The organism is Sporichthyaceae bacterium, assembly GCA_036493475.1.
In the GTDB taxonomy this organism is placed as follows: Bacteria; Actinomycetota; Actinomycetes; order Sporichthyales; family Sporichthyaceae; genus DASQPJ01.
This window is the reverse complement of sequence record DASXPS010000019.1, coordinates 58,057-83,657: the sequence shown is the minus strand read 5'-3', so window position 1 is coordinate 83,657 and position 25,601 is coordinate 58,057. Positions and strand designations below refer to the sequence as shown.

Genomic DNA, 25,601 nt, shown 5'->3' with positions numbered 1-25,601 from the left:
AACTAGCGATCCGGGGGATCTGGCCGGTGGTTGCGGACGAATTCTGACGCATCGAACGAGCCGCCCAAGTACGGGCCGAGGCCGGTCTTGGCCGCGGCGATGAACGCCCGCGGCATCAGGGCGCCCATGTTAGCAGTCATTAACCCAGACAGTGGACGGGCGGCGAGGGCGGTCAGGTCCAGCAGATTGCTGCGCGCGGCCAGGTCGGGCTGCGCGGGCCAGCTGCCCACCACCAACCCGGCGAGCTCAAGCCCGCGGTGGGCCAGGGCCTCCAGCGTGAGCGCGGTGTGGTTGAGCGTGCCCAGTCCCGCATCGACCACCACCAATACCGGGGCGCCGAGCATGCGCGCCACATCGGCCAGCGTGCGACCGTCGGAGTCGTAGCGCACCAACAGCCCACCCGCGCCCTCGACCAACACCAGTCGACGGATCGCGGCCAGTTCACCGATCTCGGCGACCGCCTTGTCCAGATCGACCTCGGGGCGCCCGGACAACCGCGCTGCGGCGGCCGGGGCCAGCGGGTCGGCAAAGCGGGCGAACTCGTGCAGGTCGTCGATTCCGGTCAGCCGGGAAATCTCCTGTAGGTCGCCGGGTTCATCGTCGCGGACCCCGGTCTGGGCGATCTTCACCACCGCCGTCGCCGCGCCGCGTTGGGCGGCCAATACCGCGATGGCCGCGGTGACGATGGTCTTGCCGACCGCCGTTCCGGTGCCCGTGACAACGAGGACACTCACCGGTTGATCACCTCGGCCGCGGCGGCCAGTCCGCTCGCGGCACGGTCCAGGTCTGCCGAGGTGAGGTCGGCGCGCGCGGTCATCCGCAGCCGGGAGATGCCGTCGGGTACCGACGGCGGGCGGAAACAGCCCACCCGCACCCCGGCGGCCAGGCACGCGGCGGCTGCCTCGACGGCGAGCTCCGGGCGCCCGACCAGCACGCCGGTCACCGCGCCGGTGGGTGCCGCGGCCTGCAGTCCTGCGGCCAGTGCGATGCGGTGCAGATCGCGCGCCCGTTCGCGCACCCGGCCGGCCCGCTCGGGCTCGGCCATCAGCAGACGCAACGCGGCCAGCCCGGCGCCGGCTGCGGCCGGCGCCAATCCGGTGTCGAAGATGAAGCTGCGGGCGCTGTCGATGAGGTGGTCGATCACCGCGCGCGGCCCGACCACCAACCCACCCTGGCTGCCCATCGACTTGGACAGCACTGCGGTGCACACCACGTCCGGGGCGCCGGCCAGGCCGGCCGCGTGCACGCTGCCCCGGCCCTGCTCCCCGATCACGCCGACCGCGTGCGCCTCATCCACGATCAGCCCGGCCCCGTGCCGACGGGCAGTGGCCGCCAAGGCGTCCACCGGGGCCACGTCGCCGTCCACCGAGAACACGCCGTCGGTGACCACCACGGCTCGCTGCTCGGCGCGCTCGGCCAGCGCTGCATCCACAGCGGCGACGTCGCGGTGCGGGGTGACCACCACCCGGGCGCGGGACAGTCGGCAGGCGTCGATCAACGAGGCGTGGTTGAGGGCGTCGGAGACGACCAGCGTGCCCGGCCCGGTCAGCGCGGTGACCGCGCCGACATTGGCCAAATAGCCGGAGGAGAACACCAACGCGGCCTCGGCGCCCAGCCATCCGGCGAAGGCGGTCTCCAACTCGGTGTGCAACAGGGTGGTGCCGGTAACCAGCCGGGAGCCGGTTGAGCCTGCTCCCCACTGTTTCGCGGCCAGCGTCGCGGCGTGCAGCACGTCGGGGTGCCGGGCCAGGCCCAGGTAGTCGTTGCCGGCCAGGTCGAGCACGTCCTCCTCGGCCGCGCGCGGACGCAACCGGCGGCGCAGGCCGGCGGCCTCGCGCTCCGCGGCGTGGGCGTGCACCCAGTCGAACGGCCCGGCTGCGCTCATTGCCCCACTGTGCCGGCCCGGCCGGCGTTGCTCACTGCGTGGTCCGGGCCGAGAACGGTCCACTGCTGCGCAGCGCCGCCTGCAGCAATCCGAGCAACTCGACCCGCGCCACGGGTGCGTCGGTGTAGGCGTAGACGGGTACCCCGTTGGGTGGGCGAATGCCGAGCAGCAATTGCAGGTGCAGCGCGCGAGCGTAGGCCACGGTGTTCACCAAGGACGCGGGCACCGGATCGCCGTGCCGGCCGGCCGGCGTCCAGACCGCCGCCAACCGCTCCACCCACGGCTCGAGCACGTCCAGTCCGACCATGTCGCGGTGCAACAGCGCCATGGTGGCCGCGGCCAGTCGGTCCTCCTCCCGGCCGGCGAACACCGCCGAAGCCGGGGTCAGCAGCCGATCGGCCACCGTGTCCAACAGCACCATCAGCCCGCCCTCACCCAGATGACGGGAGCGGGCCAGCGCGCCGATCACATCGGCACCGTGCGCCACCGCCTGCACCCGACCCGCGCCGGGGATGTGGCTGCGCAGGTCCCGCTCGGCGAGCAGCCAGGCCAACCCGCGATCACCCCAGGCCAGCACCGTCTCCGGGGCCACCCGCGGACGCACGTTGTCCCGCTCCACGACCGCGGCCAGCGCGGCGGCGGAGAACGAGCGGCGCAGCACCGACCACGTGCCCTCCTCACCGAGGCCGGCCCGCAATTGGTCGCTGAGCCCATCACCCAGGCCGGGCAGCAGATCGTCGTACACACTGCGGCGCACCCAGGTGGTCAGCACGTCCAGACCCAGGTCGTCGCGCAGATGGGGGTCGGTGGCGCCGAGCAGTTCGACCAGTTCCACCGCCAGATCCGCGGGTTTGCCGCCGACCGGCAGGGCGTAATCGGTGGCCACCACTCGATCCCAGAAGGCCGTGTCGACGGACGCCTCGGCCCGCGCCCGCGGGTCGACGTCGGTCACGGTTGCTGCCTCCCGGTTGCCTTGGCACGCACCTTTGCGAACCTACCCTGCCGCCGAGCTTCGGGTCGGCGTGTTTCGTGGTTGCTTAGGCTCCTCCTCCATGGCGTCGTTGCGTGAACTCCTCCGATCGGTGTGTGCCGCCGACGCCGAGGATCTGCAGTGGCTGCACCTGCTGGTCGCGGACTGGCAGTTGCTGGCCGACCTGTCCTTCTCCGACCTGGTGCTGTGGGTGCCGGCGGCGGACGGGTCCGGGTTTGTCGCGGTGGCCCAGCTGCGCCCAACCACCGGACCCACCGCCTACCAGGACGATGTCGTCGGTAGTCGGCTGGCCCGCGGCGTCAAGCCGATGTTGGACACCGCGCAGGACACCGGGCGGATCGTGCGTCAGGACCCGCAATGGTTGCCCGATGTGCCGGTGCGCGCCGAGGCGATTCCGGTGCGCCGCGGCGATCGGGTACTCGGCGTGATCGCGCGGACCACCAGCCTGGTCTCGGTACGCACGCCCAGCCGATTGGAGCTGACCTATCTGCAATGCGCGGGGGATCTGGCCCGGATGATCGCCGACGGGCGGTTCCCGCAGCCGGGCGCGGTGGACGCGAGCGACTCCTCCCCGCGGGTGGGCGACGGCTTGATCCGGTTGGACGCGACCGGCGTGGTCAGTTACGCCAGCCCGAATGCACTGTCCGCCTACCGCCGCTTGGGCCTGGCCACCGACCTGATCGGAAACCACCTCGGCTCGTTGACCGCGGAACTGGTGCACAGCACGGAACCGACCGACGAGGCGGTGAGCGTGGTGGCCTCCGGTCGGGTGGCCCGCGCGGTGTGGATCGAGAGCGACACGGCCGCGCTGCGAGTGCGGGCCATACCCCTGTGTGGCGGCCCGCCGGCCGGGGTTGCGGCGCACGTCGGCGCCCTGGTGCTGGTCCGCGACGTCACTGAGCTGCGCCGCCGGGAACGCGAGCTGATCACCAAGGACGCCACGATCCGGGAGACCCACCATCGGGTGAAGAACAGCCTGCAGGCGATTGCCGCGTTGCTGCGGATGCAGGCCCGCCGGGTGGACTCGGCTCCTGCTCGCGAGGCGCTGGCCGAGGCAGAGCGGCGGGTGGGGTCGATCGCGATCGTGCACGACACGCTGTCGCAGTCAGCCGATGAGACGGTGGACTTCGACGTCGTGGTCGACCGGGTGCTGGCCATGGTCACCGACGTGTCGGGATTCGCGGCGGTGGTTCGCCCGCAGCGCACCGGGGAGTTCGGTCGACTGCCCGGCCGGCTGGCCGCGCCGTTGTCGATGGTGCTCGCCGAGTTGGTGCAGAACGCACTGGAGCACGGGGTGGGGCCGGATTCGCAACTGCTCGCGGTGCGCGCGGAGCGCGAAGCGGATCTGCTGTGCGTCGAGGTGGTCGACGATGGCCGCGGGCTGCCTGCGGGGTTCGATCCGGTGAGCTCGGCGAATCTGGGCCTGCGCATCGTGCGCACGCTGGTCGCCGGCGAACTGCGGGGAGAGTTGGAGCTCGGCGAGCGTCCCGGTGGTGGCACCTCGGTGCGCCTGGCGATTCCGATGAGCCGACAGAAAGAACCCCGGGCTCCCTAGCGGGGAGCCCGGGGTCCGATCGAATCGGGGTGCAAGGGGTTAGCCCCTCTAAAGAACTCTCGCTCTGGCCCGCGCGGTGCGGCGCTTGAGCGCGCGACGCTCGTCCTCGGACAATCCGCCCCAGACACCGGCGTCCTGACCGGACTCCAGTGCCCATTGCAGGCATGTCTCGATGACGTCGCAGCGGCGGCACACGGCTCGGGCCTCTTCGATCTGCATAAGCGCAGGGCCGGTGTTCCCGATCGGGAAGAACAATTCGGGATCTTCGTCCCGGCAGACCGCGCGGTGGCGCCAGTCCATGGGTGTAGCTCCTCTTGACGGTTAATTGGGTGCGGGCTGACCGGTTACCGGCCGGTCACTACTAAGTGAACCCGTTCACGAGCTAAAACAGTTGCCACCGAGCCAGGAATTTTCTGTGATCTGTGGCACGGACTGCGGCGTAGGTTTCCGCGTCCGGGGTCCACCCTGAACCACCCGCTAGGCACGCGCAAGACTTCGTGGCGAAAATTACCCGGCGGTCGTTGGCCCGCGGCGCGCCCGGGTCGGTGTCCAGGAGTGCGGTGAGCGAGATCATCGGTGAATGGTGCCCGCCCGGCGGCCGATAAGGCCTCAATAGGCTCAGGAGTTGGTCAATGAAACGTAAAGCACGATGACGTCGAGCTCCCGTCGAGAGCCCGGCACGGTCGCCGCGCTGGTGGTGTTGGGGCAAGCGGTGACCGTGGTGGCGCTGGGACTGTGGGCCGTCGTGGAGGGCATCACCGGGAACGTCGACGACCGCGTGGCGGCCGAGCTGATGGCCGCGTTGGCGCTGCTCACCGGCATCGCGCTGGCCTTCGCCGCCCGCGGCTTGTTCTTTACCCGCCGGTGGGCGCGCGCTCCGGTGTTGGTGTGGGAATTGATCTTGTTGCCGGTGGGGCTGAGCCTGGCGCGGGCGATCCCGGCGGCCGGCGGCGTGGTGTTGGTCAGCGCGGCCGCAGTGCTGGTGGCGGTGTTCGCCGGGCGGCCCGTCGCCGGCTGAGCGTCCTCACTCACCGACCAAGAGGTTCTGGCGCAGTTGGGCCAGGGTGCGGGCGAGCAGCCGGGACACGTGCATCTGCGAAATTCCGATTTCCTCGGCGATCTGCGATTGCGTCATGTTGCCGAAAAACCGCAAAAGCAGAATCTTCTTCTCCCGCGGGGACAACTGTTCCAGAAGTGGCTTGAGTGATTCACGATATTCGACGTTCTCCAGCGCTTCGTCCTGCGCGCCGAGCTGTTCCACGACGGTCGGCCCCTCCTCGTCCCCGCCATCGCCCGCGTCCAGGGACAGCGTGCTGTAGGCGTTGGCCGACTCCAAACCCTCCAGGATCTCCTCCTCGGACAGCCCGAGGTGCAGGCCCAGCTCGCCCACCGTCGGCGCGCGGCCGTGCTTCTGGGAGAGCTCGGCGGTCGCGGTGGTCAACGCCAGCCGTAGCTCCTGCAGCCGGCGCGGCACCCGCACTGCCCAGCCGCGGTCCCGGAAGTGTCGTTTGATCTCCCCGACGATGGTCGGGGTGGCATAGGTGGAAAACTCCACGCCGCGCTCGGTGTCGAACCGGTCCACGGACTTGATCAGGCCGATGGTGGCCACTTGGACAAGGTCGTCGAACGGCTCGCCGCGGTTGCGGAAGCGGCGGGCCAGATGCTCGACCAACGGCAGATGCATCTCGACCAGTTGGTCACGCAGCTTCCCGCGCTCGGGGTCGTCCTCTTCCAGCGTGGCCAGCGCGACCAACATCGTCCGCGCCTCCTCCCGCGCAACCGCGAGATCGGAGCTGCGGTCAACCGGATCCGAAGGGACCCTGTCGGCATCCGTCACGCGGCTCCCCCGCTTCGCTCCTCCGCCGGGTGCCTGCGTGCTCTGCTCTTGGTTCGCTCGCTGCGCTCGCTCACGAGTTAGCCCCACCGATGGTGGTGCGTTCCTTCCGCATTCGAATGCTCAGGTGCTGGTCGGCGGAGATCGACGCATCCACGTCGCCCGCCAGCGCGGTGAGCACCATCCAGGCGAAGCTGTCCCGGGCAGGGGGTGTGCCGTCCCTGGTGGGCGCGGTGACACTGACCGTCATGGCCGCGGGATCGATGACGAACCGGCACAGCAGTTCGCCCTCGGGCACGGCTTTGACCAGAACCAACGCGCACGCCTCGTCCACGGCGATACGCAGGTCCTCGATCTCGTCGATGGTGAAGTTCAACCGCGCGGCCAGTGCGGCCGTAGCGGTACGCAGCACCGACAGGAAGGCCCCGTCGGCAGGTAGGCGGATCTCCACGAAGTCGGGAGCCGGGGAGTTAGCAGCCCCGTCCAGGGCGCCCAGTTGCGTCACCGCATTTCCTTCCTGCTGGGTATACCCGGGCAGTGGTCCTACCCATTGAACGCGGATGCACCGCCTCCGGAAGGCCGGCGGCGGTGCATCGGGCGTGGCGTTTTCAGGCCTTCTTGGTGGCCCAGAAAATCTCGGCGATCTCATCGATCTTGCCCAGCAGCTTGTCCGCGACCGCCTCGTCGGTGGAGCCCTTGGTGCCCCCGGCACCGGCCAGCTTGGTGGCCTCGTTGAACAGGCCGTGCAGCTGCGGGTAGGCCTCGAAGTGCGGCGGCTTGAAGTAGTCCGTCCACAGCACCCACAGGTGGTGCTTGACCAGATCGGAGCGATCCTCCTTGATGACCAGCGCACGCTCCTTGAAAGCCGGGTCGTCGCTGCCGTGGTACTTCTGGCAGATGGCCTTCACCGACTCCGCCTCGATGCGGGCCTGGGCCGGGTCGTAGACACCACACGGCAGATCGCAGTGCGCGTGCACCGTCTGGATACGCGGGAACCGCATTGCAGAGTCCCTTCGTCGCGGCGGCCCCATCCGCTCACGGGGCCGGGTTCATTCGCGACACTACCCGCATGATCGGCGCTACTCGTCGGGGCGTGCAATTGGTTCGCGTGGCAGGCGAATCCATGCTGCCGACGTTGCGTGACGGGGACTTATTGCTGGTGCGCAAGGGCGCGCCGGTGCCGGTCGGGCGTCTGGTGATCGTGCGATTGCCGGACGGGACGACCGCGGTGAAGCGCGCGGTGCACCGGGTGCCGGAGGGCTGGTGGGTGGAGCGCGACAACGCATCGGCCGGCGTGGATTCCTGGCAGGTGGGGGCGATAGCGCCGGTCGATGTGCTCGGGGTGGTGGTCGCCCGGATCTGGCCGTGGCGACGGCGTCTGTAGTGTCGGGAACATGTTTGCCGTCAGCGCAGTGCGCTTCTCCGATGACGACCCGCTGTCCTGCCTCGAGCTGGGCGAGCGCCCCGAGCCGATCGCCAAGGACGGTTGGGTGACCGTCGAGGTCAAGGCCGCCTCGCTCAACCACCACGACATCTGGACGCTGCGCGGGGTCGGGTTGAAGGAGTCGGCGCTGCCGATGATCCTCGGCACCGACGCGGCGGGCGTCGACCCGGACGGCAACGAGGTCATCGTGCACGCGCTGATCGGTGACCCGGACTACCGCGGCGACGAGACCTTCGACCCGCGCCGCACGCTGCTCTCGGAGAAGCACCCGGGCACGTTCGCCGAGCAGGTGGTGGTGCCGCGGCGCAACCTGGTACCCAAGCCGGCGCAGCTGTCCATGGCCGAGGCCGCATGCCTGCCGACCGCATACCTGACCGCCTATCGGATGCTGTTCACCCGCGGCGCGCTGTCACCCGGCGCCACCGTGCTGGTGCAGGGTGCCGGCGGTGGCGTGGCCACCGCGTGCATCCTGCTCGGCCACACGGCGGGCCTGCGGGTCTGGGTGACCAGTCGGGACGAGGCCAAGCGGGCCCGCGCCCTGGAACTGGGTGCGGACGCGGCGTTCGAGACCGGCGCGCGGTTGCCGGACAAGGTGGACGCGGTGATGGAAACCGTCGGCGAGGCCACCTGGGCGCACTCCATGCGCTCGCTGAAGCCGGGCGGCACGATCGTGATCTCCGGTGCCACCAGCGGGTTCGCCCCGCCCGCGGATCTGACCCGACTGTTCTTCCTGCAGATGAACGTGCTCGGCTCGACCATGGGCACCCGCGACGAGCTCGAGCAGCTCGCGCAGTTCCTGGCGAACACCGGGGTGAAGCCGTTGGTCGACAGCGAGTTCCCGTTGGCCGGGGCCAAGGACGGCTTCGCGCGCATGCACAGCGGCGAGGTGTTCGGGAAGGTTGTCTTCGTTCGCTGAGGCCGCGCTGCGCTGCCCGGTGTGCCGGGCGGGATTCGCGGCGACGGCGGCCGGGGTGCACTGCCCGTCCGGGCATTCCTTCGACCGGGCCCGGCAGGGTTATTTGAACCTGGCGGGCGGTCTGGGCCGCACTGCGCTCGGTGCGGACGACGCCGCGGCGGTGGACGCGCGCTCGCAATTTCTGACGACAGGTCATTTCGCGCCGGTGGTGGACGCGCTGATCGAGGTCGCGTCGGCCGCGTGGCCGGGTGGCCTGGTGCTGGACGCCGGCTCCGGTCCGGGCCACTACCTGGCCGCGGTGCTCGAGGCGCTGCCGGACGCCGAGGGATTGGCGGTCGACTCATCGGCGCCCGCGCTGCGTCGGGCGGCGCGCTGCCATCCGCGGGCGAGCGCGATCGGATGGGATCTGCGCGAGCCGCTGCCGCTGGCCGATGGTTGCGCCGGCTTGGTGCTCAACGTGTTTGCCCCCCGCAACGGCGCCGAGTACGCGCGGGTGCTGCGCGCGGACGGGGCATTGTCGGTGGTCACGCCGGGGCCCGGGCATCTGGCCGAGTTGATCGGGCCGCTCGGGTTGGTCTCGGTGGACCCGGACAAGCCGGCCCGGTTGGCCGCGTCCCTGGACCCGTGGTTCGCGTCGTCGACGACGCGGCAGGTGATGTCTTCGATGTGCTTGTCGCACGCCGCCGCCGGGGCGGTGGTGGGCATGGGTCCCAACGCGCACCACGTCCAGTCGGCGGAGTTGGCGGCGCGACTGGCGGCGCTGCCGGAGCCGATCGAGGTCACCCTCGAGGTCGACGTCGCGGTGTATGGCCCGCGGGGCTGATCAGTTGTGGGCACAGGCGTGTCGATGTGGCCGTTTGGTTGGTGTTTGCCCTAACTTCTCCGTAACTTCAGTCACATGCGTCACATTGTCTGTGTGCCGCTGTGTGCGGAGGGCGCTCGAGGGCGTGCTGAGGGGTCAGCTTCTTCGAGCGGACAGGCCCGTGTCAGCGCTGACATCCAGTCGGCGCCGTCACGGGCCTTTTGTCGTTCAGTCGTCCTCGTCGTCCAGCCGAGCCAGCCAGGTGGCCAGCCGCTCGATCGGGACCTCGAACTCCGGGTTGAGATCGACGAACTCGGCGAGCCGGGCGCCCAGCCAGGCCAGGTCCACGGTTTCCGCGCCGCGTCGTTCGATGAGTTCTTCAATGCCCCGGTCGGTGAAATACACGATTGAGCCGCCTGCTCTCAGCGCGCGAAGGCCTGCTCGACCACCTGTTGCTGCTCGTAGTCGTGCACCGAATGCGAGCCGACCGCGGGCGCGGAGGAGGCCTGGCGAGAAACCCGCTTGAGCGTGCGCCCGCCGAGGTGCTCGGGCAGGTGCAGGGCCATGAACGGCCAGCCGCCCTGATTGGCCGCCTCCTCCTGCACCCAGCGCACGTCGCTCGCGTTCGGGTACAGCGCGAGGGTGGCCTCCATTTCGGTAACCGGCAGCGGATAGAGCTGCTCCACCCGCACGACCGCGGTGTCCGGGTGCTCGTCATGGTGCGCGGCCAGGTCGTAGTAGACCTTCCCGGTGCACAGCAGCACCCGGCGTATCGCGTTCGGGTCGGTCACCTTCGGGTCGGCCAGCACCGGCTGGAAATGCCCGGAGGTGAACTCGGCCGGGTCGGATACCGCCGCGCGGTGACGCAGCAGCGACTTCGGCGTGAAGACCACCAACGGCCGGTGGTGCGGCGAGATCGCCTGCCAACGCAGCAGGTGGAAGTGATTGGCCGGGGTGGTCGGGATGGCCACGGTCATGTTGTCCTGCGCGCACAGCTGCAGGAAGCGCTCCGGGCGACCGGAGGAGTGGTCAGGGCCCTGGCCCTCCAGGCCGTGCGGCAGCAGCATGACCACGCCGGAACGCTGGCCCCACTTCTGCTCACCGGAGGAGATGAACTCGTCGATGATCGACTGCGCGCCGTTGACGAAGTCGCCGAACTGCGCCTCCCACAGCACCAGCGCGTCCGGGCGGGCCACCGAGTAGCCGTACTCGAAGCCGAGCGCGGCGTACTCCGAGAGCAGCGAGTCGTAGACGTAGAACGTGCCCTGGTCGGGGTCCAGGTTGGCCAGCGGGTTGTACTCCGCGCCGCTGGTGCGGTCCACCAGCACCGAGTGCCGCTGCACGAACGTTCCGCGACGGGAGTCCTGCCCGGCCAACCGGACCGGACGGCCCTCCAGCAGCAGCGAACCGAACGCGATCAGCTCACCGAAGCCCCAGTCGATGTTGCCGGTCTCGATCATCGCCGCTCGCTTCTGCAGCAGCGGCTGCACCCGCGGGTGCACGTTGAAGCCCGGCGGCAGCGCGATCTGCGACTCCACGATGCGCTTGAGCGTGTCGGTGCTGATCGCCGTGTTCAGCCCGACCGCCGGCGTCGCCACGTTGTAGGTGGCGGGCACCGTGGTCGGCGTGGTCTGCGCGCCGCGGGTATCCGCGAACACCTTCTCCAACTGGTCGCGGTAGTCCTTCAGCGCCGCCTCGGCCTCCTCCAGCGTGATGTCACCGCGGCCGATCAGGGACTCGGTGTACAGCTTGCGCACCGAGCGCTTGGCATCGATCAGGTCGTACATCAGCGGCTGGGTCATCGAGGGGTCGTCGCCCTCGTTGTGACCACGGCGCCGGTAGCAGATCATGTCGATGACGACGTCCTTCTTGAACGCCTGCCGGAAGTCGAAGGCGAGCCGCGCCACGCGCACGCAGCCCTCTGGGTCGTCACCGTTGACGTGGAAGATCGGTGCTTGCACGGTGCGCGCCACGTCGGTGGCGTACAGGCTGGATCGGCTCGCGGTCGGCGCGGTGGTGAAACCGACCTGGTTGTTCACCACGAGATGCACGGTGCCGCCGGTGCGGTAGCCGCGCAGCTGGGACAGTTCCAGGGTTTCCGCGACCACGCCCTGCCCGGCGAACGCGGCGTCGCCGTGCATGAGCAACGGCAACACGGTGAACCCGGTCATGCCGCGGTCCAGGATGTCCTGCTTGGCGCGCACGATGCCTTCCAGCACCGGGTTCACCGCCTCCAGGTGCGACGGGTTCGCGGCCAGACTCACCGCGATCTGGGTACCGTCGTGCGCGGTGTAGGTGCCCTCCTGGCCGAGGTGGTACTTCACGTCACCGGAGCCGTGCATCGACTTCGGGTCGAGGTTGCCCTCGAACTCCCGGAAGATCTGGCTGTAGGACTTGCCGACCACGTTGGCCAGCACGTTGAGCCGGCCGCGGTGCGGCATGCCGATGCCGACCTCGTCCAGGCCCTCCTGGGCGGCCGCGGTGAGCACCGCGTCCACCAGGGCGATGACGGACTCACCGCCCTCCAGGGAGAACCGCTTCTGCCCGACGTATTTGGTCTGCAGGAAGGTCTCGAAGGCCTCGGCCTCATTGAGCTTGCGCAGGATGCGCAACTGCTCCTCGCGGGGCAGCCGGTCCGGGGCGCGTTCCACCCGCTCCTGGATCCACAGCCGCTCGCGCGGGTTCTGCATGTGCATGTATTCGATGCCGACCGTGCGGCAGTAGGAGCTGCGCAGCACGCCCAGGATGTCGCGCAGTTTCATCAGCCCGGACAGCGCGAAGGTGGTGCCGGAGACGAACTCGCGGTCCAGGTCCCACAGCGTCAAGCCGTGGGTGACGATGTCCAGGTCCGGGTGCGAGCGCTGCTGGTACTCCAGCGGGTCGGTGTCGGCCATCAGGTGACCGCGGGTGCGGTAGGCGTGGATCAGTTCGTGCACCCGGGCCTGCTTGGACACCTGGTCCTCGTGCGAGGCCGAGATGTCGGTCTCCCAGCGGATCGGCTCGTAGGGGATGCGCAGCGCACGGAAGATGCCGTCGAAGAACTCGTCCTCGCCCAGCAGCAACTGGTGGATGCGGCGCAGGAAGTCCCCGGACTGGGCGCCCTGGATGATCCGGTGGTCGTAGGTGGAGGTCAGCGTCATGGTCTTGCTGATCGCCATGGTCGCCAGGGTCTCCGGCGAGGCGCCCTGGTACTCGGCCGGATATTCCATAGCGCCGACGCCGAGAATCGCGCCCTGACCCACCATCAGACGTGGCACCGAGTGCTGCGTGCCGATGGTGCCGGGGTTGGTGATGGAGATCGTGGTGCCGGCGAAGTCATCGACGGTGAGCTTGTTGTTCCGGGCCCGGCGCACGATGTCCTCATACGCCGCCCAGAACTGCGCGAAGTCCAACGTGTCCGCGGCCTTGATGGACGGCACCACCAGGGTGCGGGAACCGTCCGGCTTCTCCAGATCGATGGCCAGGCCGAGGTTGACGTGCGCCGGGTGCGACACCGCGGGCTTGCCGTCGACCTCGGTGTAGCCGGCGTTCATCACCGGCATGGCCGCAACTGCCTGCACCAGCGCGTAGCCGATCAGGTGGGTGAACGACACCTTGCCGCCGCGCGAGCGACGCAGGTGGTTGTTGATCACGATCCGGTTGTCGATCAACAGCTTCGCGGGCACCGAGCGCACCGAGGTGGCCGTGGGGACCGAGAGGCTGGCCTGCATGTTGGTCACCACGCGCGCGGCCGGGCCACGCAGCGCGGTGATCTCCGCGCTGCCGTCCAGTGCCGGGGCCGGGGCCCGGGCGGGAGTGGTGTCCTCGGGCGGGTCGGCGGGGATCGGTGTGACCCTGGTCCCGGACGGACCGGGTGTGCGGGTTCCCGCGGCCGGGTGCTCCGCGGGCGCGGGCACCGCCGGGGCGGCGGCGACCGTGGGGGAAAGTGGGCCGGCGGGGGCGGCGGCCGGCGCCGCGGAGGTCTCGGCCGTCGCGAGCGGTGACGCTACCGGCGGCGATGCCGCGGGCGGAGCCGGCTCCGGAGCGGGACTGCTCACCTGCCGGGTCGTCACGTCGGTGCCGGGTTGATAGTCGGCGAAGAACTCCCACCAGGCTCGGTCCACCGAGTTCGGGTCCGCCAGGTACTGCTGGTAGATCTCGTCAACCAGCCATTCGTTGGGACCGAAGCCGGCCATCGGATCGGACTGGGGGTTCGGTGACACGGATGGATCGACCTCTTCCGGCGGTGCGCTGCGTCAGTCGTTTGGGTTCTTCCCAGGGTAGTCGCCTGTTTTGTCCGAGCGGAGTTGCGGCCGGGTATCCCTCACCCGCCCGGAGCATGAATTCCGTTAACAGTTCGGTCTCGGGGCTAACAGCGCGTGCATCGGGAAAGCAGATCGAGGTCGGCCAGGATTCGCTGGGCCGCGTTGTGGCCGGCCGCGCCGATGACGGAGCCGGCCGGGTGACAACCGGCGGAGCCCGCGTAGAGGCCGTCGATGCCGGTGACGTACGGCATCCGCGCGTCGAACGCGATGGTGTTGTCGACGTGGTGGATATGGCCGCCGGTGATGCCGAAGTGCTCCTGGATGCCCGGCGGGGGGAGCGCGAAGGTGTCCACGACGGAGGCGCTGGTACCGGGCGCGAACCGGTCGCACACGGCCAACAAGTGCCCGACGTAGGGGCCCAGTTCGCTGTTCCAGTCCGAGCCCGCGGGCTGGTGCGGCACCGATTGCACGAACAGCGCCGAGGAGTGCCGACCGGCCGCATCCTGCAGGCTCGGATCGACCGTGGTGTGCAGGTACCACTCGATGGTGGGGAATTCGGGCAGCCGACCCGCGCACACGTCGTCCCACATCAGCTGCACCGCGTCGATCGGCCGATCCTCGCCGGGCAACAGATGCACAGTGGCTCCGCCGGTGCTGCGGCCGTGCAGGCCCGGAAACACGGGGGGCCGATCCAACGCGAGATTGAGCTTGAGGGTCACGCCGGGTCGGTACAGGGACTCCAGGCGCTGCGTCAGATCCGGCGGCAGATCCGCCAGGTCGGCCAACCGGAACGGGTCGCAGGCGGCCAAGACCACCGACGCCGCGATGGCCTGCTCGCCCAGCTCCACCCCGCTCACCCGGCCGCCGCTCACCGCAATCCGGTGCACCGGGCAGTCGACGAACAACCGGGCCCCGGCCGCGCGTGCGGCGTCGGCCAGCGCGGCACTGACCGTGCCCATGCCGCCGGCCACGATCATCCAGGTGCCGTCCGAGCCGGGCAGCCGGCCCATGTTGTGCGCCAGGAAGTTGTGTCCGGTGCCGGGGTCGTCCGGCCCGGCGGCCACTCCGGAGATGCCGTCGGTGACCGCGTACATGGCGGTCAACCGCTGCGCGGTGAAACCGAACCTGTCCAGGTACGCCAGCACCGAGCCGTGACACAGGTCGACGAACGTGCGCTGCAGCGCGGGTCGGATGTAGCGGTCGGCGGTCTGCTCGATGGAGCCCGGTTCGGCCAGCCAGGCCGGCGCCAGGTCCTTGCGCAGCGCGGCCAGCTCCGCATTCAGTGCCGCGTCCGCGGCGGCGTCGCGTGCAGAGAAGGCCGCGGTCAGCGCGGCCGTATTTGCTCCTGCATCCGACCCCAACAACAACGAGGGCAGCCCCGACCCGGCCGGCGCCGGCAGGGCGTAGTGCGGGTCGCGGCGTCGCAGAGGCAGGTCCAGACCGAGGGTCGCAAGAAGCTCCGGCGGCATCAGCCCGAGTAGATAAGCCCCGGTCGACTGCCGCAGCTCCGGCGCGGCCGGGAACGGGAATTCGGTGCGCGCGGCCCCGCCGAGCACCCCGGCGGCCTCGCAGACCACCACCGACAGCCCGGCCCGGGCCAGCAGGCAGGCCGCGACCAGTCCGTTGTGCCCGCCGCCGACCACCACCACGTCGGCGCGGGTCGGCACTCTCACTCCAGGCTCGAGCGCAGCACTCCGGCCAGCACCTTGCCCGCGGCGTTGCGCGGCAGTTCCTGGAGGAAGGTGACCTCGCGGGGCACCGCGTGGCGGGCCAGGCGGGTGCGCACCACCTGGCGCACGTCCTCGGCGGTGATCGGGGAGCCGGGCGCGATCACCACGAAGGCCGCCAGTCGCTGCCCGAAATCCGCGTCCGGCACGCCGACCACGGCGGCGTCCAGGACGCCGGGCACCGCGGCGATCACGTCGGCGACCTCGCGGCAAAAGATGTTTTCCCCGCCGCTGACCACCAGGTCGTCCTCCCGGCCGTCCACGAACAACCGGCCCTCGGCATCCAGGTGACCAAGATCGCCGGTGGCCATCAGGCCCTCGGTGGGCGCCCCGTCGGCATCCGGCGTCTCCAGATAGCCGCTGAACAACATGGCGTGCCCGACGAAGATCCGTCCCACCGCACCGGTCGCGCAGCCGGCGCCGGCATCGTCCAGGATGCGCAGCCGGGTGGCCAGCGGGGGACGGCCCGCGGTGCCGGGTTCGGCCGCGAGATCCTTCGGCCCCGCGATGCTGACCCAGGACACCTCGGTGGACCCGTAGAGGTTGTGCAACACCGGTCCGAACTGCTCGGCGACCTCGTGCACTGTCCGCGGGTGCAGCGCGGAGCCGCTACTCACGATCAACCGCACCGACGAGGTGTCATAGGCCTGGCGGGTCTCCTCGGGCAGCGCCAGCATCCGGTTGAGCATCACCGGCACCACGAACAGTTGGCGCACCCGGTGGGCCTCGATCGCGGCGAAGGTGGCCTCGGCATCGAAGTGGCGGGACAACAGCACCGGCGCCCGCCCGGCCAGGGCCAACTGCAACCCACCCAGTCCCCAGGCGTGGAACAGCGGCGCGGGGATGGCCGTCATCTCCTCGGCCCGCAACGGCACCCGACCGAGCAGCCCGGCGATCGCGATCAACCCGGCGGCGGCGGACGGCTCCGGGCGCGCCGCGCCCTTCGGTGTGCCGGTGGTACCGGAGGTCAGCACGATCAACCGACCGGCCCGATCGGGGCGGCGCACGTCGCGGTCACGGCGGACGCTCTTGATGAGGCTGCGCAGCGTCGGGCCGGCGATACTGGTCGACGGCCAGGCAGTGATCGTGCGCACCTCGGGCGGCAGGACGGGCAACTCCAGGTCCGCATCGGCGATCAACAGCCGGATCCGCTGCGCGGAGACCACCCGGGCGACCTGCTCGGGGCCGGCGCCGGTGTTCAGCAGCACCGCATCCGCGCCCAGTCGGGCCAGCGCGAGCAGCGCGAGCACGAAGCCGGCATGGTTGCGGCAGCCGATGCCCACCCGGTCGCCGGAGGAAACTCCCAGGTCGGACAGTGCCGCGGCGAGGCGGCGTGCGTCGTCGGTCAGTTCCCCGCGGCTGTACGTTCCCTCGTCGTCGATCACCGCGACCGCGGTCGGGTCCATGGCGACGGCGGCGGCCATCGCCCCGCTCAGCCCGAGACCGTCCCGGCGCAGCGCATCGAGCTGACGTAGCGTCAGGTCCGGGCGCAATGGCGGAACCACCCGGCTGCGCGCAGCGCCCAGGGCGGCGGCCAGGATCGGTCCCGGTTGGGCCAGGGTGAACCGCATCGCGCGGATCGTGTCCACCGGTAAGGACCGGGTCAGCTCTGCGGCGGCAACCGCCAGCCGTGCGGCGCCACCCATCCGGCGCGCGGCCGGCCGCAGAATCGCCGCCAATCCCATGGCCCCAGCTTAAGAGCACGGTTCCGGCCCGGCCGTGCCGCCGGCGGCAGACCGGGGGAGCAGGCCGGATTCGGCTCGCGGCAGCCCCACTAGGGTGTCGGTGTCCCGCCGGTCGTCCCGCATCCGCCCGGCTGCGTTCCCCCTCGCGGAGGGATGAACCGTCCCATGGCCGACGAGGCACTGCGCCCCACCTCGCGCGTCCGGCGCGCCGGTGGTTGGCGGCTGCCCGGGCCGGTGGATCGTTCGCTGGTCACCGTCGGGCAGCTCACCTCGCTGTCCGGGGAATCCTTGCGGTTTCTGGTCCGGGACCTGGCCCGCGGCCAGTTCCCGTGGGGCGAGTTCGTGCTGCAGGCCTGGTTCGTGGTCAGCGTCAGCCTGCTGCCCGCGCTCTTGGTCGCCATCCCGTTCGGCATCATCGTGGCGATCAACGTGGGCAGCCTGGCCGCACAGGTGGGCGCCACCTCGTTCGTCGGCGCCGTCAACGGCCTGGGCGTGATCCGCGAGGGTGCCCCGGTGGTCACCGCGCTGCTGTTGGCCGGTGCCGCCGGCTCGGCGATCTGCTCCGACCTCGGCGCGCGCAACATCCGTGAGGAACTCGACGCGATGCGGGTGATGGGCGTCTCGCCGATCCGGCGACTGGTGGTGCCGCGGGTGGCCGCCCTGGTCGTGATCGGGGTGCTGCTCTGCGCCCTGGTCGCCATGACCGGTGTGCTGGCCGGCTTCCTGTTCAACGTCTACGTGCAGCACGGCACGGCCGGCGCCTATCTATCGTCGCTGACCGCGTTCGCCACCCCCGGCGACTTCATCGTCGCCGAGCTGAAGGCCGCGATCTTCGGCTTCCTGGCCGCGATCGTGGCCGCGCACAAGGGCCTGAATGCCAAGGGCGGACCGAAGGGTGTGGCCGAAGCGGTCAACCAGTCCGTGGTGCTCACCTTCCTGCTGTTGTTCAGCATGAACATCGTGATGACCCAGGCCTACCTGTTGATCGCACCGCCGCAGGTGGTCTGAGTGGCCGCGGAACCGATGCCCCGTGCGCTGCTGCCGCTGCGCGGGCTGGTCGATGGCCTGGTCGCACTGGGCGAGCAGTTGACGTTCTTCGGCCGCGGCTTCGCCTACATCCCGTTCGCGGTCAAGCACTACCGCAAGGAGATCGGCCGGCTGCTCTCGGACATCTCCTGGGGCCGGGCCCTGTTGGTGGGCGGCGGGATCATGGGGGTGATGCTGCTGCTGTCGGCGTTCGTCGGCACCTCGGTGGGCATCGCCGGGTTCACCGGTCTGGACATCATCGGCCTGGCTCCGTTCGCGGGTTTCGTCTCCGCGTTGGCCAACACCCGCGAGTTCGCGCCACTGATAGCGGCCACCGCGTTCGCCGCGCAGGTGGGCTGTCGGTACACCGCACAACTGGGCGCGATGCGCATCGCCGAGGAGATCGACGCGCTCGAGGTGATGGCCGTGCGCCCGGTGCCCTACCTGGTGAGCACCCGGCTGGTGGCCTCGATGTTGGCGATCCTGCCGCTGTACGTGGTCGGGCTCTTCGGTTCGTACTTCGCCACCCGGTTGGTGGTCACCGTGTTCTTCGGTCAGTCGGTGGGCACCTACGAGCACTATTTCCTGGCGTTCCTCAACCCGTTCGACATCGTGCTGTCCACGCTGAAGGTGGCCATCTTCATCGTGCTGACCACCTTGATCCATTGCTATTACGGCTTCAGTGCCTCGGGTGGACCGGAAGGTGTGGGTCGGGCTACCGGCCGCGCCATCCGGGCCAGCCTGATCGTGATCATCGTGGTGGACATGTTCCTGACCCTGGCGTTCTGGGGTTACGACCCCGGCGTGCGGATCAGCGGGTGAGCGCGCCATGAGCCGGGGAGTGCACGGGCCGAGCCGCACCCGGTTGATGACCCGCGGGCTGATCTACCTGGGCGTGGTCGTGGCATTGATCGCCCTGGTGCTGGCCCAGTTCAGCGGCGCGATCGGCAAGCGGGTGGAGGCCAGTGCGCAGTTGTCCAACGCCGGCGATGCCCTGGTGACCGGCTCGGACGTGAAGATGCGCGGGGTAGTGGTCGGCCGGGTCGACTCCATTCACCGCGAGTTCGGCAAACCCGGCGCCCGGGTCAAGCTGCGGCTGAACCCGGCCAAGGCGCATTCGATACCTGCCGGGGTCACTGCGCGGTCGCTGCCCGCCAACGTGTTCGGCCAGGACTTCGTCGAGTTGTTGCCGCCGACCGCGCCGAGCCCGCAGTCCATCCGCAACGGCGCGGTGATTCCGCAGGACACCTCGGCGCAGACCCTCGAACTCTCCGACGTGTTCGGCAAGCTCTACCGGGTGCTCACCGCCGTGCAACCGGCGAAGCTGGCCGAGACCCTCGGCGCGCTGGCCCAGGCGTTGAACGGCCGCGGCTCGCAGATCAACTCCCTGATCGGTCGCACCGACGCCTACCTCAAACAGCTCCGCCCGCAGTTGCCGCTGTTGCAGCAGGACATCACCGGCGCCGCGGATCTGCTCGAGGTGTTCGCCACACAGACGCCGAAGCTGCTGGATTCCGTCGATGACGTGTTGGTGCTGCTGCGCGATCTGGTGGCCCGTCAGGCGAAGTTCGTGGAACTGCTCTCCGGCGGGCTGGGACTGGCGCGCAACGCCAAGGACCTGCTGTCCACCAACAGCGACAACCTGATCCAGGTCAGCCACCAGAGTGCGGGCATCATCGGGGCCTTCGGCAAGCACCCGAGGGCCTTCAGCGACGGGTTCGTGAACCTCGGGGATTTCCTTGGCGGATTGGCCATCCACCCCGGCGGCAAGATCGGCCTGGACGTGGAGATCGACCCCGCCCCACTGCATGTCTACGGGCCGGCCGATTGTCCGCGCTACCCCGGGTTGGACGGCCCGAACTGCGGCACGTCGGGAGCCGGGAAGCCGCAGTCGGCGATGCCCGGTCCGGCCCAGCTCGCCCCGGCGGTGACCTATGGCGGTATCGGCGCGGTGGGCAGCGTCAGTGACCGCGTTGCGCTGAGCCAGATCCTCGCGGTGCTCGGCGGCGGCGCCGATCGGGACTATGGCGACGTCGGTCTGCTGCTCGCCGGTTCGTTGCTGCGCGGGCTGACCGTGGTGCTGCCGGACGGTGCCGGATGAACGCGATGAAGGTCCGCGGGGCCCTGGTCCGGCTGGTGATCTTCGCGGTGGCGGCGGGCAGCATCGCGATGCTGCTGTTCAACACGTTGACGAATTCGTTGGGCCGCGACACGCATTCCTACACCGCGATGTTCGCCGACGCCTCCGGGCTGCACGGCGGGGACAACGTGCGGGTGGCCGGGGTCCGGGTCGGTCGGGTCGACGGCGTCTCGCTGTCCGGGAACGTGGCCAAGGTGAAGTTCAGCGTGCGCTCGGACCAGCCGGTGTTCACCAACACCCGGGTGGCCATTCGCTACCAGAACCTCATCGGGCAGCGGTTCCTGGCGCTGGAACCCGGATCGGGCGCCGGCACCCCGCTCAAGTCGGGTACCCAGATCCCGCCGGGCAGCACGGAGCGGGCGCTGGATCTCACCGTGGTGATCAACGGCTTCCAACCCCTGTTCCAGGTGATCTCACCGCAGGACATCAACCGGTTGTCGGTGGCCGTGGTCCAGGTGCTGCAGGGGCAGGGCGGCAGCCTGATCAACCTGCTGCGCACCACTGCGGAACTGTCCACCAACCTGGCCGACCGGGATGCCGTGATCGGTCGGGTGATCGACAACTTCGCGCAGGTGCTCACCGAGGTGGGGCAGAAGGACACCCAGGTCGACGACCTGATCGCGCAGCTGCGCCGGCTGGCCGCCGCCACCGCCGCGGACCGGGACAAGATCGGCGGCTCGATCGAGGCGCTCTCCGGGCTGACCGAAGCCACCACGGCGCTGTTGCGGGAGATCCGCCCGCAGCTGAAGACCGACCTGGACAAGCTGCTGCGGGTCTCAACGATCTACGCCGCGCAGAAGGACAACCTCGCCGGTGCGGTGCGCGGGCTGCCGGTCGCGCTGTCCGCGTTCGCCCGCACCATGCAGTACGGCTCGTGGGTCAACCTCTATCTCTGCAACCTGATCTACACCTCGGCCGACGGCAAGCAACAGAAGATCGCCAGCTCCGGTGCCAACTCGGCGGTGTGCGCATGAGAAGGAAAGCGCGCGGGCCGCGGTTCCTCGGCACGGTCACCGTCGCCGTGGTACTCGCGTTGCTCCTCGCGCTGTTCCTGCCCAACAACATCTCGCTGGGCAAGCGCACCTGGCACGCCCAGTTGGCCGAGGCCGGCGGGCTGAAGTCCGGCGATGAGGTGCGCGTGGCCGGCGTGCCGGTGGGCCATGTCACCTCGCTGCAGATCCGTGATGCCATGGTGCGGGCCACCTTGCAGATACGTCGGAGCATCGATCTGGGCCGGGATAGCCAGGCCAACGTGAAGGTGGCCACGCTGCTCGGCAACCACTTCCTGGAGGTGGTGCCCGGCGGCGGTGGGCCACTGCCCGACCGCACCATCCCGGTGGCCAACACGCTGGTGCCGTTCCAGGTCGAGGACATCGTCCAGGCCGGCGGGGCGGCGCTGGAGGAGCTCGACGGAGCGAAGATCCGCGGCGCGCTCAAGGTGCTCTCCGACGACTTCCGCGGCACCCCGGCGCTGACCCGCCAGGCACTGGACGGCATCTCCCGGCTGTCGGCCGTGGTGCTCACCCGACGGGCGCAGCTGAACACCTTGTTGCAGCAGGCGGACAACGTCACCGCAAACCTGGATGCCAATCGCGACTCCCTGGTGCAGTTGATGCAGCAGGCCTCGCTGGTACTCGCCGAGGTGACCCGGCGGCGCGACGCCATCGACAAGTTGCTGGTGGACGCCCAGGCGATCAGCGAACAGCTCACCGGCCTGGTCCGGGACAACCAGGCCACGATCACCCCGTTGCTGGCACATCTGGACGTGGTGCTCGCCACGCTGCGGGCCAACTCCGATGCGCTGGACCAGATCGGCATCCTGCTGGGGCCGGCCGCCCGCTACTTCGCGAACGTCGTCGGCAACGGCCCCTACATGGACATCAACGGCCCGGACGCGGTCTTCCCGGACTCCATGCTGTGCGCACCGCAGGGCAAGTGCACCCCGCCCACGGGTGGTGGCTGAGCCGATGATGCGTCAGATCGCGCGCCGATTCACCGCAGGGGTGGCTGTGGTGGCCGGCTTGCTGTGTGCCGGGTGCGTGCCGTTCGGCGCCGACCACATCACGATCAGCGCGGTGTTCGTCGAGTCCGTCGGTGTCTACCCCGGCAATACCGTGGACGTGCTCGGTGTGCCGGTGGGTCGGGTCACCAAGGTCACCGCGCAGGGCGCGCAGGTGCTGGTGCGGATGTCGGTGCGCAAGAGCCAACCGATCCCGGCCGACGCCGGCGCGCTGATCATTCCGCCCAGCGTGATCGCCGATCGTTACGTCGAGCTCAGCCCGGCCTGGAAGTCCGGGCCGAGCCTGGTCGACGGCGCCACCATTCCGCTGGCGCGCACCCACACCCCGGTGGAGTTCGACCGGATCGTGGCGGCCCTGGACAAACTGTCCACCAGCTTCACCGCCGACCAGCGGACGGTGGGCGTGATCCGGGACGCGCTGGGCGTGGCCGCGAGCAACCTCAAGGGCAACGGTCTGAAGATCCACCAGAGCATCCAGGGGCTGGCCGCGGCGATCGGCACGCTGGCCGACAACCGGGACGACATCAGTGGGCTGATCCGCAGCCTGGACGGGCTGGCCGGGGCGTTCGCCCGCAACGACGCCACCGTGCGGGCGTTCAGCAAGAACGTCACCACGGCCACCGCAGTGCTGGCCGACAACGGCGAGCAGTTGAACTCCACGCTGAACGCGCTGTCCACCGCGGTCACCGAGGTGGGCGCATTCGTGAAGAAGAACCAGGGCGCGGCGAAGAGCACCCTACAGGACCTCACCGCGGTGCTCCAGGTGATCAACGCGCACCGTCAGCAACTCACCGAGGCCCTCGACGTGCTGCCACTGACCTTTCAGAACCTGTACATGGCGGTGAACCCGAAGGACCAGCGCATCGTTGTGCACGCCTCGGCCGCGGCGAATCTGCTCAACCCGGTGGTCGCCCAGCAGTTCTGCGACGGCCTCGGCCCGTTCCTGTGCTCCAATGCGGGCAAGCCGATCGGGTCGATCTCCGATGCGTTTCCGCCGCGGGGTGCGCGATGAGACGGTGCCCATTAAGTGCGCGAGTCGTCGCCCTTGCGCTCACCGGGACGCTCACGCTGAGCGGATGCGGCCCGGCGCTCAGTGCTCTGCCGCGACCCGGCGGGTCGGTGTCCGGGCCGAGCTATGAGCTCACCGCGGAATTCGCCGATGCGCTGAACCTGCCGGACGGTGCGCACGTCCGGGTGGACGGCGTGGACGTGGGTCGGGTCGCTCACATCAGCACCACCAACTTCATCGCCCGGGTGCAGTTGCGGCTGCCGACCAAGGTGGTGCTCACTGATCAGGCCACCGCGGAACTGCGGTTGACCACCCCGCTGGGCGAGGGGTTTATCGCGATTGATCCCGGCCACGGTGCCCGCACGTTGCACGCGGGCGACGTGATTCCCGCGGCGGCCACGTCCACGGCGGCCAGCGTGGAGGACATGCTGGCCGCCGCCTCGGTGCTGATCACCGGCGGTGGTCTGGCCCAGTTGCGCACGATCGTGGTGGAGCTGAACAAGGTCATCTCCGGCCACGCCGGCGACACCCCCAGCCTGTTGCGTTCGCTGAACGACGCGCTCGGCGCGCTGAATGCCCGCACCGCGGATATCGACCGGGCATTGGGCGCCCTGGATTCGCTGTCCGCGACGTTGGCCAAACGCCGGGAGACGATTCGGGCCGCGTTGGCCGACACCGCGCCCGCCGCGAAACTGTTGGCCGATCAGACCGACAGGTTCGCTGACCTGCTCGCCCGGGTGGCGGCATTGGGCAAGGCCGGGGACAAGGTCGTGCGTGCCAGCCGCGCGGACCTGGTCAGCACACTGAAGTCGGCGGAACCCGTGCTGGACGCGTTGATCTCCATCCAGAACCAGGTCGGTCCCACGCTGCAACAGCTCATCCGGTTCGGCAAGTTCCTCGACGAGTCAGTCCCCGCCGATTACCTCACCGGCGACGCGCTGTTCAACAGCAGATCGATCGGGTTGGGCGTCAACCCCGATACCGCACCCGATCTGAGTCTACGTCAGGTATGGCAGGAGCGGCGCCGATGATAGCCCTGCTGCGCCGTCGCGGAACGCTGCTGGCCAACATCGCCGTGCTGCTGGTATTGGCGCTGGGTGTGTACCACGTGGCCTTCAATGTGCTGCGCCTGCAGATCGGCAAGCGGCCGTTCACCGTGCACCTGGAGCTGGCCTCCTCCGGCGGGCTCTACCCGCGCTCGGAGGTCGCCTATCGGGGCAAGATCGTCGGCCGGGTCGCCGATGTGCAGCTGCGCCCCGGCGGGGTGACGGCAGATCTGACCATCGACCGCGGTACGAAGGTCCCGATCGACACCGACGCAGCGGTCGCCGAGCTGTCGCCGGCCGGGGAGCAGTTCGTGGACCTGCGCCCGCGCACCGCGAACCCGCCCTACCTGGCCGAGGGCAGCGTGATCCCGGTGGCGCGCACCAGCGTGCCGTTGCCTATCGCGGTGGTGGTGCGCGACGTTGCCCAACTGCTCGACCAGATCGGCACCAAAGATCTGCGCACGGTGATCGACGAGTTGGCCGCGGCGTTCGTCGGCAGCGGTCCCGAGCTGGCGCAGCTGGTGGAGAACTCCGACAAGCTGCTCGCCTCGATGCAGCAGAGCCTGCCGGCCGCGGTCGATCTGCTGCGCAACGGCAAGACCGACCTGGACACGGCCAACGAGCTGTCCGGTGAGTTCAAGTCCTTCAACGCTTCGCTGCGCACGCTGACCAAGGCGCTGAAGCAGGGCAGCCCGACGGTGAGCAAGGTGCTGGACACCGGCCCGGCGGGCATCGGCAACCTCAACGACTTCATCACCACGCTGTCCAGCCCGGTCTCGGCGCTACTGGGCAATCTGGTGACGCCGGGTTCGCTGGTCGCCGCGCGGCTGCCCGCCCTCAACGCGCTGTTGATCGCCTTCCCGCAGGCCACCGCGGCGCTGAAGACCACCGCGCAGGGCGGTAACTTCCGCAACGAGTTGCACCTCACCGGCAATCCGGTGTGCAGCTACGGGGGGCCCCGACGCAACCCGATCGACCCGACCCGGGTGCCGCCGGACCTCAATCGCTACTGCAAGGACACCACCACGCCCGGCGTGGGTGCCCGGGGGGCGCAGAACGCCCCGCGACCCGAACCGTCGGGTCCGGGCGCGCCGCCGCCGGTGCGGGATTCGCAACCGATCACGCTCGGCGGGTACGACCCCGCCGATGGTCTGGTGCTCCTGCCCGACGGCACCCGGCTGCAGGTGCAACCACTGCGCGCGTTGGGCAGCGCGGCTTCCGTGATCGCCCTGCTGCTGGCGATGCTGCAGTCCTGATCGGCAGGTCACAATGGCCCG

24 protein-coding genes are annotated in these 25,601 nt (G+C 69.8%); 13 read left to right on the top strand and 11 right to left on the bottom strand.

Features of this window, described 5'->3' with window-relative positions:
* Window positions 1-2 precede the first annotated feature (2 nt).
* From bioD to VGJ14_02370, 3 genes are read right to left on the bottom strand one after another with little or no spacing between them, the layout of a single operon-like run.
* A complete protein-coding gene (gene bioD / locus VGJ14_02380; GenBank protein ID HEY2831246.1) occupies window positions 3-734 on the bottom strand; it encodes a dethiobiotin synthase in 732 nt (243 codons plus the stop codon).
* Window positions 731-1,885, bottom strand: coding sequence for an 8-amino-7-oxononanoate synthase (locus VGJ14_02375; protein ID HEY2831245.1), 1,155 nt, complete (start codon window positions 1,883-1,885; stop codon window positions 731-733). The genes bioD and VGJ14_02375 overlap by 4 nt, the downstream gene beginning before the upstream one ends.
* 31 nt (window positions 1,886-1,916) lie before the next feature.
* Complete coding sequence (locus tag VGJ14_02370) at window positions 1,917-2,837, bottom strand: DUF2785 domain-containing protein (GenBank protein ID HEY2831244.1); 921 nt, start codon at window positions 2,835-2,837, stop codon at window positions 1,917-1,919.
* A gap of 100 nt (window positions 2,838-2,937) precedes the next feature.
* Here VGJ14_02370 and VGJ14_02365 point away from each other — a divergent pair, with 100 nt between their 5' ends.
* On the top strand, window positions 2,938-4,431 hold the full coding sequence (locus VGJ14_02365) for a sensor histidine kinase (GenBank protein ID HEY2831243.1): 1,494 nt from the start codon (window positions 2,938-2,940) through the stop codon (window positions 4,429-4,431).
* A gap of 48 nt (window positions 4,432-4,479) precedes the next feature.
* On the opposite strand, the gene VGJ14_02360 is transcribed toward VGJ14_02365, so the two are convergent.
* Window positions 4,480-4,731, bottom strand: a complete 252-nt coding sequence (locus VGJ14_02360; protein HEY2831242.1) for a WhiB family transcriptional regulator — start codon at window positions 4,729-4,731, stop codon at window positions 4,480-4,482.
* 349 nt (window positions 4,732-5,080) lie between these two features.
* Between VGJ14_02360 and VGJ14_02355 the strand changes: the two genes are divergently transcribed.
* Complete coding sequence (locus VGJ14_02355; GenBank protein HEY2831241.1) at window positions 5,081-5,449, top strand: hypothetical protein; 369 nt, start codon at window positions 5,081-5,083, stop codon at window positions 5,447-5,449.
* A gap of 6 nt (window positions 5,450-5,455) precedes the next feature.
* Here the strand turns inward: VGJ14_02355 and VGJ14_02350 are convergent, their stop codons facing one another.
* The 3 genes from VGJ14_02350 to sodN all read right to left on the bottom strand — a co-directional run bounded on the left by VGJ14_02350 (window position 5,456) and on the right by sodN (window position 7,266).
* Entirely contained in the window at window positions 5,456-6,187 is a 732-nt protein-coding gene (locus tag VGJ14_02350) for an RNA polymerase sigma factor SigF (GenBank protein ID HEY2831240.1), read from the bottom strand.
* A 151-nt stretch (window positions 6,188-6,338) separates the two neighbouring features.
* Entirely contained in the window at window positions 6,339-6,761 is a 423-nt protein-coding gene (locus VGJ14_02345; protein ID HEY2831239.1) for an anti-sigma factor, read from the bottom strand.
* Window positions 6,762-6,873: 112 nt separating this feature from the next.
* A complete protein-coding gene (gene sodN / locus VGJ14_02340) occupies window positions 6,874-7,266 on the bottom strand; it encodes a superoxide dismutase, Ni (protein ID HEY2831238.1) in 393 nt (130 codons plus the stop codon).
* Window positions 7,267-7,334: 68 nt separating this feature from the next.
* Here sodN and VGJ14_02335 point away from each other — a divergent pair, with 68 nt between their 5' ends.
* From VGJ14_02335 to VGJ14_02325, 3 genes are read left to right on the top strand one after another with little or no spacing between them, the layout of a single operon-like run.
* Complete coding sequence (locus VGJ14_02335) at window positions 7,335-7,649, top strand: S24 family peptidase (GenBank protein ID HEY2831237.1); 315 nt, start codon at window positions 7,335-7,337, stop codon at window positions 7,647-7,649.
* A gap of 10 nt (window positions 7,650-7,659) precedes the next feature.
* On the top strand, window positions 7,660-8,625 hold the full coding sequence (locus VGJ14_02330) for a zinc-binding dehydrogenase (protein ID HEY2831236.1): 966 nt from the start codon (window positions 7,660-7,662) through the stop codon (window positions 8,623-8,625).
* Entirely contained in the window at window positions 8,609-9,448 is an 840-nt protein-coding gene (locus VGJ14_02325; protein HEY2831235.1) for an rRNA (guanine-N1)-methyltransferase, read from the top strand. Before VGJ14_02330 ends, VGJ14_02325 begins: the two co-directional genes overlap by 17 nt.
* A gap of 207 nt (window positions 9,449-9,655) precedes the next feature.
* Here the strand turns inward: VGJ14_02325 and VGJ14_02320 are convergent, their stop codons facing one another.
* The 4 genes from VGJ14_02320 to VGJ14_02305 all read right to left on the bottom strand — a co-directional run bounded on the left by VGJ14_02320 (window position 9,656) and on the right by VGJ14_02305 (window position 17,083).
* The gene (locus VGJ14_02320) at window positions 9,656-9,832 is read right to left on the bottom strand and encodes a DUF6104 family protein (GenBank protein ID HEY2831234.1); all 177 of its coding nucleotides are present in this window, start codon (window positions 9,830-9,832) and stop codon (window positions 9,656-9,658) included.
* A 17-nt stretch (window positions 9,833-9,849) separates the two neighbouring features.
* The gene (locus VGJ14_02315) at window positions 9,850-13,602 is read right to left on the bottom strand and encodes a multifunctional oxoglutarate decarboxylase/oxoglutarate dehydrogenase thiamine pyrophosphate-binding subunit/dihydrolipoyllysine-residue succinyltransferase subunit (GenBank protein ID HEY2831233.1); all 3,753 of its coding nucleotides are present in this window, start codon (window positions 13,600-13,602) and stop codon (window positions 9,850-9,852) included.
* A gap of 173 nt (window positions 13,603-13,775) precedes the next feature.
* Complete coding sequence (locus VGJ14_02310; protein HEY2831232.1) at window positions 13,776-15,338, bottom strand: NAD(P)/FAD-dependent oxidoreductase; 1,563 nt, start codon at window positions 15,336-15,338, stop codon at window positions 13,776-13,778.
* A 2-nt stretch (window positions 15,339-15,340) separates the two neighbouring features.
* On the bottom strand, window positions 15,341-17,083 hold the full coding sequence (locus VGJ14_02305) for an AMP-binding protein (GenBank protein ID HEY2831231.1): 1,743 nt from the start codon (window positions 17,081-17,083) through the stop codon (window positions 15,341-15,343).
* Window positions 17,084-17,248: 165 nt separating this feature from the next.
* On the opposite strand from VGJ14_02305, the gene VGJ14_02300 reads away from it, so the two are divergent.
* From VGJ14_02300 to VGJ14_02265, 8 genes are read left to right on the top strand one after another with little or no spacing between them, the layout of a single operon-like run.
* Window positions 17,249-18,091 carry an ABC transporter permease gene (locus tag VGJ14_02300; protein ID HEY2831230.1) on the top strand — a complete coding sequence of 281 codons (843 nt, stop codon included), beginning with the start codon at window positions 17,249-17,251 and terminating at the stop codon, window positions 18,089-18,091.
* Complete coding sequence (locus VGJ14_02295; protein ID HEY2831229.1) at window positions 18,092-18,931, top strand: ABC transporter permease; 840 nt, start codon at window positions 18,092-18,094, stop codon at window positions 18,929-18,931. It abuts the gene before it with no gap.
* Between the two features lie 7 nt (window positions 18,932-18,938).
* A complete protein-coding gene (locus tag VGJ14_02290; protein ID HEY2831228.1) occupies window positions 18,939-20,210 on the top strand; it encodes an MCE family protein in 1,272 nt (423 codons plus the stop codon).
* Window positions 20,207-21,223: an MlaD family protein gene (locus VGJ14_02285; GenBank protein HEY2831227.1), complete on the top strand. Its 1,017-nt coding sequence runs from the start codon at window positions 20,207-20,209 to the stop codon at window positions 21,221-21,223. The genes VGJ14_02290 and VGJ14_02285 overlap by 4 nt, the downstream gene beginning before the upstream one ends.
* Window positions 21,220-22,212 (top strand): MCE family protein, encoded by a 993-nt coding sequence (locus VGJ14_02280; GenBank protein HEY2831226.1) that lies wholly within the window; start codon window positions 21,220-21,222, stop codon window positions 22,210-22,212. Before VGJ14_02285 ends, VGJ14_02280 begins: the two co-directional genes overlap by 4 nt.
* A 4-nt stretch (window positions 22,213-22,216) precedes the next feature.
* Entirely contained in the window at window positions 22,217-23,281 is a 1,065-nt protein-coding gene (locus VGJ14_02275; GenBank protein ID HEY2831225.1) for an MlaD family protein, read from the top strand.
* Window positions 23,278-24,309, top strand: a complete 1,032-nt coding sequence (locus VGJ14_02270; protein HEY2831224.1) for an MCE family protein — start codon at window positions 23,278-23,280, stop codon at window positions 24,307-24,309. Before VGJ14_02275 ends, VGJ14_02270 begins: the two co-directional genes overlap by 4 nt.
* On the top strand, window positions 24,306-25,580 hold the full coding sequence (locus tag VGJ14_02265; GenBank protein ID HEY2831223.1) for an MlaD family protein: 1,275 nt from the start codon (window positions 24,306-24,308) through the stop codon (window positions 25,578-25,580). Before VGJ14_02270 ends, VGJ14_02265 begins: the two co-directional genes overlap by 4 nt.
* Window positions 25,581-25,601 lie beyond the last annotated feature (21 nt).